The sequence below is a fragment of the Streptomyces boluensis genome (genome assembly GCF_009908195.1).
GTDB classification, from domain to species: Bacteria; Actinomycetota; Actinomycetes; order Streptomycetales; family Streptomycetaceae; genus Streptomyces; species Streptomyces boluensis.
The window spans coordinates 1-3,505 of sequence record NZ_JAAAHS010000567.1 but is presented as its reverse complement, the minus strand read 5'-3'; the positions used below and the strand labels follow the sequence as shown (position 1 = coordinate 3,505).

Sequence of the window (3,505 nt, the reverse complement as noted above, 5' to 3'; positions counted from 1 at the left end):
CGGCGGAGCCCTGGGGCGTGCGGGGGCCCGCCCGGAGGTCGTCGTCGCGGGCGTCGCCGCTGGACACCCCCACGTATATGGCCGCGGAGATCAGCACTACGACGGCCACGAGGGCAGCCAGCAGGGCATAACCGTTACGCCTGGTCATGCGGCCTTTTTCTCCTCGGGCAGGGGAGCCCGTGGCTCCAGTTCGACAATCCCATTTTGGTACATGGGTCCGGAGGGCGCGCACGGCACCCCCTCCGCCCGAACAGACGCCGGGAACTCGTGCTCCGTTCCAGGAGTAGGTCACGTAGGGACAATGAATGGGGGAAAGGGTGGACGGTGGAGCGGATGGAACGCGGGAAAGCGGAAGAACCGGGTGAAGCGGGTGAAGCGGCCATGAGGCAGCATTCCCCAGCGAACAGTCACTCATCCGGCGCTACGACGATGACCGAGGGTGCTTCGGTGCCGACCGAGGGTGCTGCGGCCGCTGCGGCCGTTGCCGGGCCCGGCAACGGCCCCGGTCTCGCCTACAGCGCCGCCGACGAGGAGAAACGCCGCGGCGTGCGCCGGATGAAGACAACGGCGACCGGCCTGCTGCTCCTCGTCGCGCTCGTCTACGTACTCGCGAAGTGGGCGCAGAGCTCCGGCGCGGGCGCCTGGACCGGCTATGTCGCGGCGGCCGCCGAGGCCGGCATGGTCGGCGCGCTCGCGGACTGGTTCGCGGTCACCGCGCTGTTCCGGCGCCCGCTCGGCCTGCCCATCCCGCACACGGCGATCATCCCGACGAAGAAGGACCAACTGGGCGTATCGCTCGGCGAGTTCGTCGGTGAGAACTTCCTCTCCGCCGATGTCGTACGCCGCCGCCTGCGCGCCGTCGGCCTGGGCTCCCGGCTCGGCGCCTGGCTGGCCGAGCCCGATCACGCCGACCGGGTCACCGCCGAGCTGTCCACCGCGCTGCGCGGCGCCCTCACGGTGCTCCGTGACTCCGACGTACAGGCCGTCGTGGGCGAGGCCATCACGCGCCGCGCGGACGCCGTGGAGATCGCCCCGGGGCTCGGCAAGACCCTCGACAACGTCGTCTCGGACGGCGGCCACCACCGGGTCGTCGACCTGGTGTGCGTGCGCGCCCACGACTGGCTGGTCGAGCACGCCGACTCCGTGATGGACGCGGTGGAGGGCGGCGCCCCCGGCTGGACGCCGCGCTTCGTGGACCGCAAGGTCGGTGAGCGGGTCTACCGGGAGCTGCTGCGCTTCGTCACCGAGATGCGGGACATGCCCGAGCATCCGGCACGCGGTGCCATCGACCGCTTCCTCACCGACTTCGCCGCCGACCTGCAGTCCGACGGTGACACCCGGGCCCGCGTGGAGCGGCTCAAGAGCGAGATCCTGGGCCGGAGCGAGGTGCAGGACGTGATCGCCTCCGCCTGGTCCTCGGTACGCGCGATGATCGTCTCCGCCGCCGAGGACGAGCGCAGCGAACTCCGCCTGCGGGTACGGGCCGCGCTGCTCTCGCTGGGCGCCCGGCTCTCCACGGACCCGGTCCTGCGGCGCAAGGTCGACGGCTGGGTGGAGGGCGCGGCGGTGTACGTGGTCACCACGTACCGCTCCGAGATCACCTCCCTGATCACCGACACCGTGGCCGGCTGGGACGCCGAGCACACCTCGAAGAAGATCGAGGCGCACATCGGCCGCGACCTGCAGTTCATCCGCATCAACGGCACGGTCGTCGGCTCCCTCGCGGGCCTGGCGATCTACGCGGTGTCGCGGGCGCTGGGGGCGTGAGGGTGGCTGCGCCTGATGCGCGGGGGGTGCGCGGGTCTGCTCCCGCCCGGGTGGCCGCGTCTGCTCCGCACGGGGTGGCCGGGGCCGCGTCGCCGCACCGGGTGGCCGTTCTCGTACGCGACGGGGTGCTGCCGATGGAACTCGGCCTGGTGCACCAGCTGTTCGGCGCCGCCAGGTCGGTGCGCGGTGAGCCGCTCTACTCGGTGGTGACCTGCGCGCCGGTCCCCGGCATGATCCGTACGGACGCCGACTTCCCGATCCGCGCGGACCACGGCCCGGAGGCCCTTGAGCACGCGGACACGGTCCTGGTGCCCGCCTCACACGAGGAGGACGAGTCGTACGAGGACGGCCTGCCGCCCGCCCTCACCGCCGCGCTCGACCGGATCCCGCCCGGCGCGCGCATCGCCTCGATCTGCACCGGCGCGTTCGTACTCGCCGCCCATGGCCTCCTCGGCGGCCGCCGCGCCACCACGCACTGGCTCTCCACGGACCACTTCGCCCGTACGTACCCCACGGTCCGGGTCGAGCCGGAGGTCCTGTACGTGGACGAGGGCCGGGTCCTCACCTCGGCGGGCGAGGCCGCGGGCATCGACCTGTGCCTGCACATGATCCGCCGAGACTTCGGCGCGGCCGTCGCCGCCGACGTGGCCCGCCGCACGGTGGTCCCGCCGCACCGCGAGGGCGGCCAGGCCCAGTACATCCCGCGCCCCGTCGCCGAACCGGACTCCGCGTCCACGTCCGCGTCCCGCGCCTGGGCCCTGACCCGGCTCGAACAGCCGCTCACGCTGGGGGAGTTGGCGGACCGCGAGTCGATGAGCGTACGCACCTTCAGTCGCCGTTTCCGTGCCGAGTCCGGCATGACCCCGATGCAGTGGCTCGCCCAGCAACGCCTCGCGCGTGCCCGGCAGTTGCTGGAGGGGACCGACCACACGGTGGACCGCGTCGCCGCCGAGTCGGGCTTCGGCACGGCCGCGTCGCTGCGGCAGCACTTCCAGGCGGCGCTCGGGGTGTCACCTCGGGCGTACAGGGTGACTTTTCGGGGGCCTGGGGGTTCCTCGGAGGTGGACCGGCGCGACACGCCCGGGAGTCGGCCGAAGTTTGGCCGCGGGCCGGGGTGATCGGGGACAGTGTGATCCGGTAGCGAGTGAGGTGCTCATCTGGCAAGTGAGGTGCTCATCTCCCTTTCACGCAGGGCCAGTTGAAGATCACGTAGGTACCGTTCCGTACCCCCACAACCCACCCCGCACCATCACACACAACGGAAACGACTTAGATTGGGACACAGCGGAACCGCCGTCGCCGCAGTAACGGTCGTCGGCCGGTGGCCGCGCCGCAGAGTGGGCGCACGCCCGGCCGCCGTAGAGCAGTGGGAGATGTACAGGTGATCTGTTACGGAGCGACCGTCCTCGACCTCGCGGAAGACCTGGTGGACGCGTACGCGGAGGTGTTCTCCGCGCCCCCGTGGAACGAGGACGAGGAAACCATTCAGCGGTTCCACTACCGCCTCCGCAGCGCCGCGGGCCGCCCCGGCTTCCGCGCCGTACTGTCCCAGTCCCGCACCGGCATCGACGGCTTCGCCATCGCCTGGCTCACCCCCAAGTCCCTCCCGGACACCCCGACCTACGCGAAGGTCGCGGCCCAGCTGGGCCGCGACCGAGTGGCGGAACTCCTGGTCGGCGCCCTGGAGTTGGACGAACTGGCGGTACGCCGGCACGCCCGCCCTCAGGGCCTGGGCCGC

Annotated in this window: 2 protein-coding genes and 1 pseudogene; all 3 read left to right on the top strand. The window is 71.9% G+C overall.

All coding sequences use genetic code 11. The features are described 5' to 3' along the window. Positions 1-429: 429 nt before the first annotated feature. The gene (locus tag GUY60_RS35935; protein WP_376771358.1) at positions 430-1,767 is read left to right on the top strand and encodes a DUF445 domain-containing protein; all 1,338 of its coding nucleotides are present in this window, start codon (positions 430-432) and stop codon (positions 1,765-1,767) included. A gap of 50 nt (positions 1,768-1,817) precedes the next feature. Continuing rightward, positions 1,818-2,885 (top strand): GlxA family transcriptional regulator, encoded by a 1,068-nt coding sequence (locus GUY60_RS35930; protein ID WP_312866557.1) that lies wholly within the window; start codon positions 1,818-1,820, stop codon positions 2,883-2,885. Positions 2,886-3,133: 248 nt separating this feature from the next. Continuing rightward, a pseudogene (locus GUY60_RS35925) lies at positions 3,134-3,505 on the top strand (GNAT family N-acetyltransferase); the annotation flags it as partial.